The sequence below is a fragment of the Nesterenkonia aerolata genome (assembly GCF_031470965.1).
Classification (GTDB): Bacteria; Actinomycetota; Actinomycetes; order Actinomycetales; family Micrococcaceae; genus Nesterenkonia; species Nesterenkonia aerolata.
On sequence record NZ_JAVKGR010000002.1, the window covers coordinates 301,547 to 316,555 of the forward strand.

The 15,009-nt window shown below is 66.2% G+C and carries 11 protein-coding genes and 1 tRNA gene; 8 read left to right on the forward strand and 4 right to left on the reverse strand.

Going from position 1 to position 15,009, the window contains the following annotated elements:
• Nucleotides 1–125: 125 nt before the first annotated feature.
• Nucleotides 126–950 carry a LysM peptidoglycan-binding domain-containing protein gene (locus RIL96_RS03865; RefSeq protein ID WP_310547677.1) on the reverse strand — a complete coding sequence of 275 codons (825 nt, stop codon included), beginning with the start codon at nucleotides 948–950 and terminating at the stop codon, nucleotides 126–128.
• Nucleotides 951–1,562: 612 nt separating this feature from the next.
• Here RIL96_RS03865 and phoA point away from each other — a divergent pair.
• Entirely contained in the window at nucleotides 1,563–3,191 is a 1,629-nt protein-coding gene (gene phoA, locus RIL96_RS03870; protein ID WP_310547678.1) for an alkaline phosphatase, read from the forward strand.
• A 441-nt stretch (nucleotides 3,192–3,632) separates the two neighbouring features.
• Here phoA and RIL96_RS03875 read toward each other — a convergent pair.
• Nucleotides 3,633–3,708: transfer RNA gene (locus RIL96_RS03875), tRNA-His, on the reverse strand.
• Between the two features lie 169 nt (nucleotides 3,709–3,877).
• Nucleotides 3,878–4,408 (reverse strand): oligoribonuclease, encoded by a 531-nt coding sequence (orn, locus tag RIL96_RS03880; RefSeq protein WP_310547679.1) that lies wholly within the window; start codon nucleotides 4,406–4,408, stop codon nucleotides 3,878–3,880.
• 143 nt (nucleotides 4,409–4,551) lie between these two features.
• On the opposite strand from orn, the gene mptB (RIL96_RS03885) reads away from it, so the two are divergent.
• The 5 genes from mptB (RIL96_RS03885) (at nucleotide 4,552) to thiD (ending at nucleotide 11,232) form a co-directional block, all read left to right on the forward strand.
• Nucleotides 4,552–6,213: a polyprenol phosphomannose-dependent alpha 1,6 mannosyltransferase MptB gene (mptB, locus tag RIL96_RS03885; RefSeq protein WP_310547680.1), complete on the forward strand. Its 1,662-nt coding sequence runs from the start codon at nucleotides 4,552–4,554 to the stop codon at nucleotides 6,211–6,213.
• Nucleotides 6,206–7,903, forward strand: a complete 1,698-nt coding sequence (gene mptB / locus RIL96_RS03890; RefSeq protein WP_310547681.1) for a polyprenol phosphomannose-dependent alpha 1,6 mannosyltransferase MptB — start codon at nucleotides 6,206–6,208, stop codon at nucleotides 7,901–7,903. The genes mptB (RIL96_RS03885) and mptB (RIL96_RS03890) overlap by 8 nt, the downstream gene beginning before the upstream one ends.
• Complete coding sequence (locus RIL96_RS03895; RefSeq protein ID WP_310547682.1) at nucleotides 7,900–9,261, forward strand: glycosyltransferase family 87 protein; 1,362 nt, start codon at nucleotides 7,900–7,902, stop codon at nucleotides 9,259–9,261. Before mptB (RIL96_RS03890) ends, RIL96_RS03895 begins: the two co-directional genes overlap by 4 nt.
• A gap of 100 nt (nucleotides 9,262–9,361) precedes the next feature.
• The gene (locus RIL96_RS03900; RefSeq protein ID WP_310547683.1) at nucleotides 9,362–10,216 is read left to right on the forward strand and encodes an SOS response-associated peptidase; all 855 of its coding nucleotides are present in this window, start codon (nucleotides 9,362–9,364) and stop codon (nucleotides 10,214–10,216) included.
• A gap of 173 nt (nucleotides 10,217–10,389) precedes the next feature.
• Nucleotides 10,390–11,232 carry a bifunctional hydroxymethylpyrimidine kinase/phosphomethylpyrimidine kinase gene (gene thiD, locus RIL96_RS03905; RefSeq protein ID WP_310547684.1) on the forward strand — a complete coding sequence of 281 codons (843 nt, stop codon included), beginning with the start codon at nucleotides 10,390–10,392 and terminating at the stop codon, nucleotides 11,230–11,232.
• A 38-nt stretch (nucleotides 11,233–11,270) separates the two neighbouring features.
• Here the strand turns inward: thiD and RIL96_RS03910 are convergent, their stop codons facing one another.
• Nucleotides 11,271–12,185, reverse strand: a complete 915-nt coding sequence (locus RIL96_RS03910) for a GTP pyrophosphokinase (RefSeq protein ID WP_310547685.1) — start codon at nucleotides 12,183–12,185, stop codon at nucleotides 11,271–11,273.
• 400 nt (nucleotides 12,186–12,585) lie between these two features.
• Between RIL96_RS03910 and RIL96_RS03915 the strand changes: the two genes are divergently transcribed.
• Nucleotides 12,586–14,340, forward strand: a complete 1,755-nt coding sequence (locus RIL96_RS03915; RefSeq protein WP_310547686.1) for a glycerol-3-phosphate dehydrogenase/oxidase — start codon at nucleotides 12,586–12,588, stop codon at nucleotides 14,338–14,340.
• Nucleotides 14,341–14,709: 369 nt separating this feature from the next.
• Nucleotides 14,710–14,955: a glutaredoxin-like protein NrdH gene (gene nrdH / locus RIL96_RS03920; protein WP_310547687.1), complete on the forward strand. Its 246-nt coding sequence runs from the start codon at nucleotides 14,710–14,712 to the stop codon at nucleotides 14,953–14,955.
• The last annotated feature ends 54 nt before the right edge of the window (nucleotides 14,956–15,009 follow it).

A 15,009-nucleotide genomic window follows, 5' to 3' on the forward strand; every position in this document is an offset into this window, starting at 1 on the left:
CCACCACGTCTGTGGCGGACAGGCCCTCCTTGTACTGTCGTCCCCGCGCTCTCTCGGCTGGAGGACTTCAGCTCACATCATCAGTTCCTCGCGTGAGGTGACTCAGTGAGGTGCTGGACTGCGGCTCAGAGAGCCGGCAGCTGGAGCTGCTCGCCAGCGAAGATCAGGTTGGCGTCCTGGATCTCGGGGTTGACCTCGAGCAGCTGCTCCAGGCTCACACCGTGAGCGTCAGCGATCTCCTTCAGAGTGTCGCCGAGCTGGATGGTGTAGGTCTCGCCGCTGGCCTCAACCTGCGGGGCAGCCTCCTGCTGGGTCTCCTGAGCCGGTGCCTGCTCCTGCTGCGGAGCAGCGTCCTGAGCCGGGGCCTCCTGCTGGGCGGGAGCCTGCTGCTCAGCCGGTGCCTGCTCCTGAGTCTCCTGCTGAGCCGGTGCCTGCTCCTGGGCGGGAGCCTGCTGGGTCTCCTCCTGCTGCGGTGCGGTCTCCTCTGCCGGAGCCTGCTCCTGCTGCGGGGCAGCCTCCTGCTCGGTCTCCTGAGCCGGAGCCTGCTCCTGCTGGCTCTCCTGAGCGGAGCCGGTGTTGGAGCCCTGCGAGGTGGCGCCGGCGCTCGGGCTCTCACCGTGCAGGCCGAGCTGGTTGGAGCAGGACGGCCAGGCGCCCCAGCCCTGCATGGAGTGCAGGTTCTGGGCCACGCGGATCTGCTCAGCCTTGGAGGCGTTGGCCGGGCTGCCGGAGCCGCCGGCAGCGTTCCAGGACTGCTGCGAGAACTGCAGGCCGCCGTAGTAGCCGTTGCCGGTGTTGATCGACCAGTTACCGCCGGACTCGCACTCGGCGAGGCGGTCCCACACGTTGGCCGACGCAGCTGGGGCAGTGGCTGCGACGCCGACGCCGGCGAGGGTAGCAGCAGCCAGGCCGCCGCCGACGATGCGCTTCACGTTGTTCTTAGTCTGCATAGCAGTCACTCCGAAGTCCCTTGCACTCGGACCCTCCCGGGCCGTCGTCGTGGCACCGTCTGCGCTTCTTCACGTAGGAATTGCAGGTGGTCTCACTAGAGTCGAGGTCGTAGACGGTGCTGGGAAGAGCCTCGACTCCTGAGCTTCCGCGATCTCGGTCTGAGATGGCTGACCCGAAGGTCACGCCGACATCACGGAAGACGTCCGCGTACTAGTAAAAGGTCTCAGAAGTGTTGCGTCAACCATCCCGAGGCGGCGTGTCGGAAGCCACATCCGCGTGATTCCGGGGATTCTGGGCTGTTATCGACCTGTTATACAAGAATCTGTGAACAACATGTGAGTTACAGATCACGGTCCTGTCGGGTCCGCCAAGGAGGTGTGATGGCGGTTCGTCGCGGGTCAGCGTGGTTTGGCGAACTGTGGCTGTCCTGTCACTTCCGTGTCATCGCGACGTTGCTTGGCGTCTCTAGCGTCGTGCCCACACGTGATCACGCAAGCACCTGAGACGGTGAGCCCGTGGCAGTCACGTGGGAACAGCGATCACCCGAGAACGCGGTCCGTGCGCGGCGAAGACATCGCGCGCACTGCCGATCACACCGAGAGGATCATCACATGAGGGGACACCACTGGCTTTCAGAGAACGACGGACGCCTTGAGGAGGGGCCGCGTCATCTCTCACGTGCGTTGGCGGTCACAGCCCTCGGCGCAGTTCTGGCACTGACCGCATGCGGAGGAGAGGGCGCGCAGGCCGCAGGCGGCTCAGACGACGAGCAGCAGGATCAGGACGAGTCCACCAACGGGGACGACTCCACCGATGAGGACGGCGGCGAGGAGCAGGACGGCGGCAGTGAAGGCTCCGGAGACGGTTCGGGCGGTCGGCACACTGATCGCAGCGCCGTCGGCGACACCTCCGAACACGGCGGCGCTCAGCGCATCACCGAGGATCAGACCGAGGAGATCCGCGAGGCTGTCCAGGATGCTGGTGCGAAGAACGTCATCCTGCTGATCGGCGACGGTATGGCGGACTCTGAGCTGACCATCGCGCGGAACTACGAGCACGGTGCCGGCGGGTTCCTGCCCGGTCTGGACAGCTTGCCGATGACGGGGCAGTACACCACCTACGCTTTGGACGAGGAGACTGGCGAGACGAACTACGTCATCGACTCCGCGGCCTCGGCCACCGCCTGGTCGACCGGGACCAAGACGTATAACGGCGCTCTCGGCGTCGACGTCGACGGGGAGTCGCAGGAGACCATCCTTGAGATGGCTCAGGAGGCCGGGCTGCGCACCGGCAACGTCTCCACTGCGGAGATCCAGGATGCGACACCGGCGGCGCTGGTCTCGCACATCAGCCAGCGCGGTTGCTACGGGCCGGAGGAGACCGCTGAGGAGTGCCCTGAGGCGCTGCTGGAGGACGGCGGGCCCGGCTCGATCACCGAGCAGTACCTGGAGGCTCGGGCCGATGTCACCCTCGGTGGTGGGGCAGAGACCTTCGAGCAGGAGGCCGTCGCCGGTGACTGGGAGGGCATGACCCTCATGGAGCAGGCGGAGGACCGCGGCTATCAGATCGTCACCGATGCTGATGAGCTGGGTGCGGTGGACTCGGCCGACGAGGACGCACCGGTGCTGGGACTCTTCTCCGAGGGCAACATGCCTGTGCGCTGGGAAGGCCCGCTGGCCACAGAAGGTGGTGCTGAGGAAGGCGCCGAAGAATGCACCGAGAACGACGAGCGCACCGATGACATCCCTGATCTGGCGACGATGACCGATAAGGCCATCGAGCTGCTCGATGACGATGAAGGCTTCTTCCTGCAGGTCGAGGGCGCCTCGATCGACAAGGAGAACCACGCTCACAACCCCTGCGGCCAGATCGGTGAGACCATCGACCTCGATGAGGCCACAGAGGTCGCGATGGACTTCGCTGAGGAGGACGGGGAGACTCTGGTCGTCGTGACCGCTGACCACGCTCACACCAGCCAGATCACCTACACCGGTGAGGACACCCCCGGGCTGACTCGCACGCTGACCACGAATGAGGGTGCGGAGATGACGGTGGCCTACGGCACGGCTGAGGAGGACGAGTCGCAGATGCACACTGGAGCGCAGCTGCGTATCGCAGCCTACGGTCCCGGCGCGGCCAATGTGGTGGGCCTGACCGACCAGACGGACCTGTTCTTCACGATGGCGGAGGCGCTGGACTTCGACGTGGACCGTGAGTCCGCGATCGACGAGGACTCCTGACCTCGGCCGGCGTGGCCTGTGGTCTCGCGACAGGCCACCAGGTATCGGAGAAGGGCGGTCGTCAAGGATCGGCGTCCCTTTTGCAGTCACGGATTGGGCGATCTCCGGGGATGGCAGGGGCGAATGTGACTGCAAAAGGGACGTCGATTCCGATGCAGGGGAACCAGGGTGGCCTGGTCCCCGCTAGACGAAGAAAGCATCCGTGCTGCTGCCGAGATACCTGGCCTTCTGGCTGGAGCCCACTAGGGAGGCTGCTTGGGGAGGTATCCGGCAACTGGTCGCTGATGTCATCGAAGACATGAAGGCGGCCGGAGAGACGAGAGGAGCTTGAGGCCTCAATGAGAATCGCCCCGAACCGTCAGGTTCGGGGCGATTCTCTCGATGTGAAGGGACGATCCCCGGGACTCCGTCCGTACGTGTCTGGATTCCCGGGGATCGTGGTGGGGTGAGCGACGGGGCTCGAACCCGCGACCCTCGCGACCACAACGCGATGCTCTACCAGCTGAGCTACGCCCACCACAGGTGTGCTCGAACCGGATGTTCTGAGGAAACTCCGGTGAGCAACCTGATAGATTCTACACATATTCGCAGGCCGATGAGACATCGGGGGAGGGCGTGCCGGACGTGAGCCGCATCGCATCTGTGGAACGCCCACCCCTCCAGCTCAGACCCCGGAACTGCGCGTCTCAGGCCTCTGGGAAGAACACCTGCCGGTAGTGCCGCAGCTCCTCGATCGAATCGCGGATATCACCCATGGCCCGATGGTTGCCGGTCTTGACCGGGGCTGAGGCAAGCGCCTCCGGGTGCCACCGCCGGGCGAGCTCCTTCAGCGTGGAGACGTCGATCAGCCGATAGTGCAGGTGCCCGGTCAACTGGGGCATCCCCTTGCGCAAGAACGCGCGGTCGGCGTGCACTGAGTTGCCGGCCAACGGCGCCACACCAGCCTCAGGCACCCAGGCGCGGACATATTCCAACACCTGGCGTTCCGCCTCGGCCAGCTCCATTCCGGACTCAAGCTCATCGAGCAGCCCGGAGGAGCGGTGCATCTTCTCCACGAAGGACCCCATCGCAGCCAGTGCCTGCTGCGGGGGCCGGATCACCACGTCCACACCCTCACCGAGGATGTTGAGCTCCGCGTCGGTGACGAGAGCGGCGACTTCCACCAGGGCATCGGAATCTGGGTCCAGCCCGGTCATCTCGCAGTCGATCCACACCATTCTCCCGCTCCAGTCACCTCCGGGAGACGAGCGCACAGAGCTCGGCTCATGGCCGGGTTCCGTGCTCAGCGAGTGGTCAGGCTGGGATTCGGGCAGTGGTGTCGCATCTGAGTTCACAGCCCCGATGATATCTTTCTGTCTTGATGACCGACGTGGCCGGCCCCGGCGAATCTCGCACGGCTGACCCTGGCGGCCCACAGCCTATGCCGGGGCGCAAGGACGATCCCACCGACAGCCGACCTCGTCCGCTCGGGCCACTGGTCGAAGGGCTCATCGGCTCGGTGCTCGTGCTCTTCGGGTCCTTGGGCGTCGGCTGGCTGGTCAGTACTTCCCGGCTGACCCGTCACGAGTTCGTCATCCCGCTGCGCACGGAGCCTGAGGGCGTCATCGGCTGTACGGTGGCGCTCACACTGGGTTGTTGGATCATGTTCCGCGCCTGGTTGCGCCTGGGCCGTGCGCTGCGGGAGTTCGGTGAGTCGGCACTCGGCACGGTCAACATCGCGGTCATCCTGTGGTCGCTGCCGCAGTTGGTAGTGGTGCCGATCTTCTCCCGGGATGTCTTCGCCTACCTGGGTCAGGGGCGGCTGGTCCTCGCCGGTGAGGACCCTTACACCACCGGGGTCTCGCATCTGGCCAACTGGTTCCAGCTGGGCACGGACATCACCTGGGCGGAGGATGAAACCCCCTACGGTCCGTTGTTCCTGTGGGCGGAGGCCGCCGTGATGCGGGCCGCCGGGGAGGACGTCGATCTCGCGATCCTGCTCTTCCGCCTCATCTGCACCGCCGGCGTAGTGCTCATGATGGTCTTCATTCCTCGGCTCGCCAGGCTCCACGGGGTGGATCCGGCCCGCGCCCAGTGGATCGCGGTGGCCAATCCGCTGCTGATCCTCAGTTTCATCTCCTCGGCGCATAACGATGCCCTGATGGTCGGCTTCGCCCTGGCCGGTGTGTATTGCGCGGCACGCGGCCGCGGCGTGGTGGCGGTGGTGCTCATCGTCCTATCCATCGGGGTCAAGCCCATCACGATGGTCCTGCTGCCGTTCATCGGCCTGCTGTGGGCGGGTCCGGGCGCGAGTTGGCGGCGGCGTTTCACCTATTGGGCGATGACGGCGGGCCTCGCCGCCGCGCTGCTGACGACGATCGGTGTGGTCCAGGGGTACGGATTCGGCTGGGTCACGGTGCTGGCGGGCACCGGCACGGGAAGTGTGTTCTGGTCTCCGCTAGGCATCATGGACACGTTCATGACCACAGTGCTGGACGCCATCGGCATCCCGCATTTCTGGACGCTGGACACCTTGAAGAACATCGCCCGGGTGCTCTCCGTGCTCATCGTGGTAGCCCTGATGTTCCGCGGGGCTGATCGTTTCCTCATCCAGCGGATGATGTGGGCGTTCACGGCCTTGGTGGTGCTCTCACCGATCATCCAGCCCTGGTACCTGCTGTGGCTGCTGCCCTTCTTCGCGGTGACCGGTATCCGCCGAGGAGACTGGCAGTTCACCTGGGTCGCCTTCACGGTGGCGTTCTTCTTGGCCTTCGGTGCCGCTGACCAGCTCTCCATCTGGCAGTTCCTGGAGATGGACCAGCAGATGATCGTGCTGTCTCAGGTCATCTCCTGGGTGTGCCTTCTGTGGCTGGCGCTCTTCGATCCGGGGACTCGCTGGGTGGTGCTCCATCATCTGGGGCTGATGAGATGGTGGGTCCGACGTCGGCGTCGCGGCCGAGGGGGCCAGGAGCTCCGGCCCGATACCACCTCACCCAATACCACCTCACCGGGCACGAACCAGGAGACGGGTCCGGATGCGTGATTCCCGGCTGACCCGGGCGGCCTCGGGACTGCGTGACCTTCTGGGGCGATTCCCCGGCACGTCCTGGCTGATCGGCGGGGAGGAGGCGGAGGCCTCTCATACGCTGCGTCAGGGGATGCTGGGCTCGCTGCTGATCATGGTCGGCTCTTGGGGAGTGGGGTGGCTGGCCACCACACCGGGGTCCGTGCTGGTGGTCAATCCGCTGCTGCTGCCGCTGCGGACTACCACTGCGGGGGTGGTCACCTGCATCGTGCTGCTGGCCCTCGGTTCCCTGCTGCTGGTCCGTTCCTGGCTGCGCATCTCTCAACGTCTCGGCGGCTGGGGCCCCCACGCTGTGCCGGTGCTGCGGCGAGCGCTGGTCATGTGGGGTGCGCCGCTGCTGTTCACCGTGCCGATCTTCTCCCGAGACGTCTATTCCTATATCGCGCAGGGCCGTGCGCTGCACGCCGGGTTGAACCCGTATGAGACGGGGATCTCGGAGCTTCCCGGATGGTTCGCTGAGGGTGCCGACGGGCTCTGGGCAGAGTCGCCCTCGCCGTATGGTCCGTTGTTCCTGGCGCTGGCGCGTCTGATCTGGTTCTCCTCCGATGACGTCCCCGAGGCCGCAGTGGTGCTGTTCCGGCTGCTGAGTCTGCTGGGCGTCGTACTCATGGTGGTCTTCATCCCGCGGTTGGCAGAAGGTCTGGGATCGGATGCCTCCTGGGCGCTGTGGCTGTGTCTGCTGAACCCGCTGAGCCTGTTGGTGTTCATCGCCGCTGCGCATAACGACGCGCTGATGATCGGGCTGATGGTTGCCGGCTGCTGGGCGATGCTCACTCAGCGCAGGTGGTGGGGCGCCGGGCTGCTGCTGGGAGCCGTGACGATCAAACCGATCGCCCTGGTGGTGGTGCCCTTCGCCGTGCTTCTGCTGCTGTCCGACACCAGTTCCCGGCGGGCGCGGCTGCGCCAGTGGCTCTGGATCGGTGTCATCGCAGTGCTGGTGCTGGGCGTGTTGGGCCTGAGCCTGCGAGTCGGCTTCGGCTGGATCCCCGCCGCACTGGGCGCGGGCTCGGCGGCCCTGCCCGCGGCACCGGTGGGTCTGCTGGGCCTGGGGCTGGGGGAGGCCGCCGCCGCAGTGACCGCCGTGGACGCTGACACCGTCGCCGCGGTGTTCTTCGCCGTGGTCCGGCTGTTCTCCGGTGTGGTGGTGGCCTGGCTTCTGCTGCGGCCTCGGCTCGGCAACCCGGTGCTGTGGGCTGGCTATGGGCTCGCCGTCGTGGTGGTGCTGTCTTCGGTGCTGCAGCCGTGGTACCTGCTGTGGCTGCTGCCGCTGTTCGCGGTTGTCCACGTCTACCGGGGGCGCATCCTGGTTCTGGTGAGCCTGCTGATCACTCTGCTGGTGGTCGGGGTCATCGTCCTGCAGGTCTCAGTGGCGCAGTGGATCGATGCGACCACTGTCCAGCTCATCGGTGTCGGTGTGGGCCTGGCTTATCTGGTCTATCTGCTGTTCTTCGACCCCAACACCGCGGAGCTGTTCGACATCAGTCGACGCTCCGAACGGTGGAATCGCTCCGAGGGCTGGGCGCGCCTGCGAGAATTGTCCTCGCCTGCCGTGTCCTGGCGTCGGCCGCAGCGCCACTGCGAACCAGGCGGCCGCGGGGGAGAGGATGCCGACGGTCCGGCACAGTCCGTCGGAGAAGGGGATCGATGAGCACCACCATGACGACGCGCGAGCCGGGGCAGCGCCGCGCGGGACTCTCGGGGAAGCTGCTGGCGGTGCTGCTCGTCGCCTCAGTCTGTGCGGCGTTGGCCGCTGTGCTCTCGGTCCAGTGGTGCCGGGCCAACGGCTGGACGGATCCGGGCCAGCACATCCACATGTGCTATTCGGACTTCTCCCTGCTGTTCACCGAGCGGGGCCTGGCTGAGGGTCGCTTCCCCTTTGTGGACGCAGTCCCTGATGACCAGGTGATGGAGTACCCGGCGCTGATCGCTGTGGTCGCTGGGCTGACGGCCCTGCTGGTCCCTGGTTCGGGCTCCGGTGCGGAGCGCACACTGCTGTTCTTCGACATCAACATGGTGCTGGTGATCGCCTGTTGGTTCGCCGTCGTCGTCATCACCGCGCTCTCGGCCGGCCAGCGCCGTCGTGATGCGTTGATGGTGGCGCTGGCGCCGGGCATCATCCTGACCATCAGCGTCAACTGGGACATGTGGGCGGTGTTCCTGGGCGGTTTCGCTCTGCTGCTCTGGGGCCGCGGGCGGCCCGGCTGGGCCGGTGTGCTCATCGGATTAGGTACGGCGATGAAGCTGTATCCGCTGTTCTTCCTCGGGGCGATCCTGGTGCTCTGTGTCCGTGCGGGAAGAATCCGCTCGATGGTGCTGGTGGCCGGTACCGCGACGGTGACCTGGTTGGCGGTCAATGTGCCCTTTATGCTCTCGGCCTTTGAGCAGTGGTCACGGTTCTATGTGTTCTCCTCTGAGCGCGAGGTCAGCTTCTCCTCGATGTGGTTGGCCTTCCAGTGGACCGGGCTGGACGGTGCCGCGTTCTCCACTTTGCAGAACAGCCTGTTCCTGCTGTGCTGTCTGACCATCGCGTATCTGGGCTGGGCGGCACCGACCCCGCCGCGACTCGCGCAGCTGTGCTTCCTGATCGTCGCCTCGTTCATCCTCTTGGGGAAGGTCTACTCGCCGCAGTTCGTGATGTGGCTGATTCCCCTGTTGGTGCTGGCCCGTCCCAAGGTGACCGGTTATGTGGTGTGGCAGGCTGCGGAGGTCTTCCACTGGGCGTCAGTGTGGATGATGAGTGCGAAGATCACCTCCGGTGGGCAGTTCGGGGCCGGGCATCTGGGAGTGGAGATCTTCTACGGCGTGGGCATCGTGCTGCATATGGCCACGCTGATCTGGCTGATGGTGCAGGTCATCCGTGAGGTCCTCGTCCCTGAGCTCGACGTCGTCCGCGCGGCGGGGCAGGACCCTTCCTGGGATCCCTTGGCCGGGGTGCTGGCCGGACGTGCGGATCACGTGGTGCTGCCCGGGGCTGGTCATCCGTTGAGGGTGCGGCTGCGCTGGTGAGTCGCCCCGGTGTGTCCGGAGCCGGAGCCAAAACCAGGGCCGGAGCCAGAATCGAGGCCGGAGCCAAAACCGGCGCCGGAGTGAGTGAGGGGAGGGTGCTGTGTGCGGACGCTACGTGATGGCGCTGCGCGCCGGGGAGCTGGCCGATGCTCTCGATGCGGAGATCCCGGCACCTGAGCAGCTGCGGACCTCGTACAACATCGCCCCGACCTCGACGGTGCCGATCCTCGTCGAACGGTACCTCGAGCACGGCGCGGGGTCCGGTACTGGGTTTGGTGCGGGGTCCGGTGCAGGGGCCGGTACATCCGGTACAGACCCCACCGTACGGCAGGTCCACCCCGCCCGGTGGGGTCTGCTGCCGAGATGGGCCAGCGATACCAGGTTCTCCGCCAAGACGTTCAACGCGCGCTGCGAGACTGCTGCGACCACACCGAGTTTTCGGGCCGCAGTCCGACGGCGGCGCTGCGCGGTCCCCGCCCAGGGGTACTACGAATGGCAGGTGGAGCAGGACCCCGAGACCGGGAAGACGCGGCGTCGGCCCTTCTACATCACCCCTGCTGATGGTTCGCTGATGCTCTTCGCCGGACTCTATGAGTGGTGGCAAGACCCCCAGCTGCGTGAGGCCGGCGACCCGGCACCCTGGATTCTCTCCACCACCATCCTCACCGGTGCCGCACCGGATGAGCACCCGGTTGAGCACCCGGATGAACCTGCGCTGTCGGCGCTGAGCCGTCTGCACGATCGGATGCCCCTGGTGCTGACCCGGCAGACCCTCGATCGCTGGCTGGAGCCGGAAGCCTGGGACGGCGCCGGGGCTGAGACGGCTCTGGCCGGGTTGCGCCCGGCAGCGGTTGATGACGCACGCCAGTGGAACTTGCGGGAGGTCGATGCGGCGGTGGGCAACGTCGCTCATGACGCCCCGGAACTCACCGCGCCGGTGTCCAGGCTGTTCTGAGGGTTCCTCAGCCGCTGACCAGGTACCCGGTAGACTCCCTCTCGGCACGGGGTGCTTGTCGTGTCGGGGCGCAGGGACGACGTCGTCGGCTTCTGCCTCCTCATCGCATGACGGGCTGAGAGTACACCCGCTGAACCTGATCATGGTTATTCATCGCGAAGGGATGCCTGCTGATGACGCATACACTGACCCGCCCGATCCCCAACGTCCTGACGATCGCCGGCACTGATCCGACGGGTGGCGCCGGGATCCAGGCGGATCTGAAGAGCTTCGCCGCCCACCGCAGCTACGGGATGTCTGTGGTCACCGCGTTGGTGGCGCAGAACACCCAGGGGGTCCGGGAGATCCACCTGCCGCCGATGTCCTTTCTGAGCTCACAGCTGCGTGCTGTCTCCGACGATGTGGCCATCGACGCGGTGAAGATCGGCATGCTCGGCACGGCCGAGGTCGTCGAGACCGTCGCCACCTGGTGGGACGGTCTGGATGATCACCCGCCGCTGGTGCTTGACCCGGTGATGGTGGCCACCTCCGGGGACCGGCTGCTGGTCGCTGAGGCCGAAGAGGCGCTCATCGGCTTTGTGCACAGGGCGGATCTGATCACCCCCAACGTGCCGGAGCTGGCGCTGCTGGCGGGGGCCGATCAGGCCTGCACAGCGCAGGAGCTGGTGGCTCAGGCTGAAGCGGTCGCCGACGCCCACAGCGTGCAGGTGCTGGCCAAGGGCGGGCATCTGGATACCGGTGAGGAGGTCACCGATCTGCTCATCAGCCCGGCCGCGGCAGGTTCTCGGGCGCAGACTCTGAGCTTCAGCTCACCACGGGTCCATACCCGCAACACCCACGGCACCGGCTGCTCGGTCTCGGCCGCGCTGGCGGCGCTGCGCGCCCGGGGCTTCAGTTGGGAGGCGGCGGTCACCACGGTCAAGGAATGGATGACCCAGGCGCTGCAGGGTTCAGAGGACCTCGACGTCGGCGCCGGGCATGGGCCGATCCAGCACTTCGCCCAGCTCTGGGTGTGAACAGGCTCTTGTACTGAACGGGCACGCACCCCGCCGTTCTAGTCGGTCTCCGGCTTCTCCCGCGTATCCGCAGTGCCGTCTTCGGCCGCCTCGGGGAACCACCGGCCGCCGTCGGGGCGGTTCTGCGCCGGTGGGGCGTCTCCGGTGGCACCTTCGCCCGGTTTAGGCGCTTGGGCCTTCAGGCTGGAGACCCGGTCCCGAATGTCGGCCATCTGCCGGTCCAGGGCGGCCGCCCGCTGGGCGGCGTCGTAGAGATCGGCGACGATGTCATCGGGGACCTCCCCGGAATAGGTGTAGTAGATCTTGTGCTCCAGGGAGGCCCAGAAGTCCATCGCCACAGTGCGGATCTGGACCTCCACGTAGACGAGCTCGGTCCGGTTGGACAGGAAGACGGGCACCTGCAGGATCACGTGCAGGCTCTTGTACCCGTTGGGTTTGGGGCGGCTGATGTAGTCCTTGACCTCGATGACCCGCAGATCCGGTTGGCTGCAGAGCATCTCAGCGATCCAATAGGAATCGGAGACGAAGGAGCAGGTGATGCGGATACCGGCGATGTCGCGGATGCGATCGCGGATGACGCTCAGGTCCGGTTCGATGCCGTAGCGCTGCACCTTGTCCATGATGCGTTCTAAGGATTTCAGCCGGAAGTTCACGTGTTCGATGGGGGAGTAGTCCCGGGTGTGCTCGAACTCCTCGCGCAGGATGGTGATCTTGGTGAGCACCTGGTCCATCCCGAACTTATAGTGCAGCTGAAACTCGGTGATCTGCCGACGGATCTCGGTGAGGCTGGGCATCGCGCCGGTGTCGTCCTCGGAGCGTTTCTGCCGCACGGTCTGCAGCAGCTGTTGGAACATACGTTCCTCATCACCGCGCACCTCCGTGGCATCTGTGGGGGCGCCGGCGATGCCGCCGTCGGGGTCGCGCAGGCTTCCGGCCGGGGTGCTGCGCGTCATTTCGGATCCGGAGGACCCCTCGGCATGGTCTGGGTGCCGGGAGTCCTCCGAGAGTGGGGAAGAGTGCTCGGGCCAGGGCGAAGTCATAGTGGTGACGAATATACGCGTGCTGCCTGGATGCTTCCTCTCTGCTCTCCGGACACTGTTTCTGCTTTCCGGATACTGCTTTGCTTGCCCTGTCTGCGCTGTCTCCTCTGCCGGCTCTGTGTGTGCTCCTGTGTGTGCTCTAATGTGTGCTCTGTGGCGCGGGCGGGGAACTCCGGTGGGCGACGAGCCGCGGGCGGGCTGATTAGGCTGGGGCCAGCAGCGTCGGTGAAGGCGCTGAGCACGACGGCGAGGGTGAGAAGCCGTCCGCAGAAGCCAGCCCCAGAAGTCAGCCGCAGAAGTCAGGAGGATCCTGGTGAGACCACAGCCTCTGAATGCAGAAGCCCGTGCCCGGGCGGTGGAGCGGTTCGCGCAGACCACTGCCGATGAGCCGCTGGATGTGTTGGTCATCGGCGGTGGTGTCGTCGGTGCCGGTGCGGCTTTCGATGCGGCGACTCGAGGCTTGGAGGTGGGCCTGGTGGAGGCGGAGGACTTCGCTCAGGGGACGTCTTCGCGGTCCTCAGGGCTGGTCCACGGTGGTCTGCGGTACCTGCAGATGCTCGATTTCAAACTGGTCCACGAGGCGCTGCGGGAACGTGATCTGCTGCTGAGGCGTACGGCACCGCATCTGGTGCGTGCGCTGCCCTTCGTCTTCCCCTTTGAGAAGCATGTGCTCGAACGTGCTTTCGTCGGTTCCGGCGTCTCCCTCTACGACGCGTTATCGCTGCGCGGTGGTGCCGCCTCCCGAGCGGTGCCGTTCCACCGGCACCTGAGCCGGGGAGGTCTGCGTCAGCGTATTCCGGGGTTGGACGGTGAACGGTTCATCGGCGGGCTGGAGTATCACGATGCCCAGGTCGATGATGCTCGTCTGGTGCTCACACTGGCCCGTTCTGCTCACTGCCTGGGGGCGCATCTGAGCACCGGGATGGAGGCGACCGAGTATCTGCGTGATGCAGCGGGCCGGGTGATCGGTGCCGCGCTGCGCGATCGGCTCACCGGAGAGGAGCATCGGGTCTACGCGCGGGAGACGATTACGGCGCTCGGAGTGTGGACCACGCAGGCCGAGGAGCGTGCCGGCACTGAGTCCGGGCTGCGGGTCCTGGCGTCGAAGGGGATCCACATCACTGTGCCGAAGGAGCGGATCGCCGCCTCGGGGCGGGTCGGGGTGATCTCGCAGACGGAGAAGTCGGTGCTGTTCCTCATCCCGTTGCGTGACTGCTGGGCGATCGGCACCACGGACACCTCCTGGCAGGAGGCGGTGGATGCTCCGGCGCCCACGGCCGAAGACATCGACTATGTGCTGGAGCATGCCAATGAGGTCCTCGGTGAGGATCTGACCCGGGAGGACGTCTGGGGCACCTGGGCCGGGCTGCGTCCGCTGGTCCAGCCGCTGCGGTCGGCTGAGGGTGGCTCCTCGAAGGTCTCCCGGGAACATACGGTGGTGGAGCTCGCTCCCGGGCTGACCGGGGTGGCCGGCGGGAAGCTGACGACGTACCGGGTGATGGCCGAGGATGTGGTGGACTTCGCCCTCGACGGCAGCTTCCGGGACCGGCCGAGCCTGACCGCGGCGATGCCGCTGCTCGGTGCTCAGGGGTACGGCGAATGGGTAGAACGGGCCGAGGAGATCGCCCGGCGGTATGGCTGGGCGCCGGAGCGGGTGGAGCGGCTTCTGGAGCGTTACGGCAGTCTGCTCGGTGAGGTGCTGGCGCTCATCAGTGCGGATCCCGGGCTGGGGGAGCCGTTGTCCGGGGCTCCGCGGCATCTGCGCGCGGAGATCGTCTATGCGGCGGAGGCGGAGGCGGTGGGGCATCTCGACGACGTCCTCACCCGGCGGACCCGGCTGTTCCAGGAGTCTGCCGACCGGGGAGCAGGCGCCGTCGATGAGGTGCTGGAGATCCTGGCTGCTCGTCTGGGCTGGGATGCCCGGAGGGTGCAGCAGGAGCGAGAGCATTATCTGGGGCTGGTCCGGGCGCAGATCGCGGCGGAGTCCAGCGACGGCGATGCCGAGGCCGCCCGTCAGGTGGCTCAGGCGCGGGGTCGCATCGCTTCAGTGACGAACACTACATCTTGAGTCTTCCAGCGGCATGGCGAACCACATATGGTGTCTCACTGCCTGTGGCGCCCCCTTTCGGCGGTGCCGACACGCCGGGACACGCCGGTCGATGACAGCTGGTTTTCCTGGTCTCCGCAGTGGAGGGGCACCGTCCACACCTGTGGAGGAATCGGCTGGGCAGTGCCCCGTTCCGCATGAGCACGCGGTTGTCCTCCTCCACAGCGGTTGTGCATATCCGGTGGAGAGATCACAGCGGTGTAAGTACAGCATCTAGTGGTGGCTGACTCGGCCGGCCCCAAGATGTAGTATTGAGCCGTTGCTTCCTCCCGGGTCGCCCTTCGATAGGCGGACCGGCCAACTTCCTCGACCAGATGAGAGGGGACCGCCATGTCAGTCACCGTTTACACCAAGCCCGCCTGCGTGCAGTGCAACGCGACCTACCGCGCCCTGGATAAGAACGGCGTCACCTACCGCACCGTCGACATCTCCCAGGATGCCGAGGCGCTGGAGCGGGTGCGGGCACTGGGCTACATGCAGGCCCCTGTGGTCATCACTGACAACGATCACTGGTCAGGCTTCCGCCCGGACAAGATCTCTGCCCTGACCTCCTCAGCCGCCAGCTCTGTGGCCTGAACCGGCCACATCACCAGCCGGGTGACTCCCGGCGTCCGGAGCAGGAGGATTCCG

Coding starts and splice junctions, on each gene's coding strand:
- RIL96_RS03910 (WP_310547685.1), bottom strand. CDS start 12,185: ATGACGCGCAGCACCCCGGCCGGAAGCCTGCGCGACCCCGACGGCGGC.
- mptB (WP_310547680.1), top strand. CDS start 4,552: ATGACCGACGTGGCCGGCCCCGGCGAATCTCGCACGGCTGACCCTGGC.
- mptB (WP_310547681.1), top strand. CDS start 6,206: ATGCGTGATTCCCGGCTGACCCGGGCGGCCTCGGGACTGCGTGACCTT.
- RIL96_RS03865 (WP_310547677.1), bottom strand. CDS start 950: ATGCAGACTAAGAACAACGTGAAGCGCATCGTCGGCGGCGGCCTGGCT.
- phoA (WP_310547678.1), top strand. CDS start 1,563: ATGAGGGGACACCACTGGCTTTCAGAGAACGACGGACGCCTTGAGGAG.
- nrdH (WP_310547687.1), top strand. CDS start 14,710: ATGTCAGTCACCGTTTACACCAAGCCCGCCTGCGTGCAGTGCAACGCG.
- thiD (WP_310547684.1), top strand. CDS start 10,390: ATGACGCATACACTGACCCGCCCGATCCCCAACGTCCTGACGATCGCC.
- RIL96_RS03895 (WP_310547682.1), top strand. CDS start 7,900: ATGAGCACCACCATGACGACGCGCGAGCCGGGGCAGCGCCGCGCGGGA.
- orn (WP_310547679.1), bottom strand. CDS start 4,408: ATGGTGTGGATCGACTGCGAGATGACCGGGCTGGACCCAGATTCCGAT.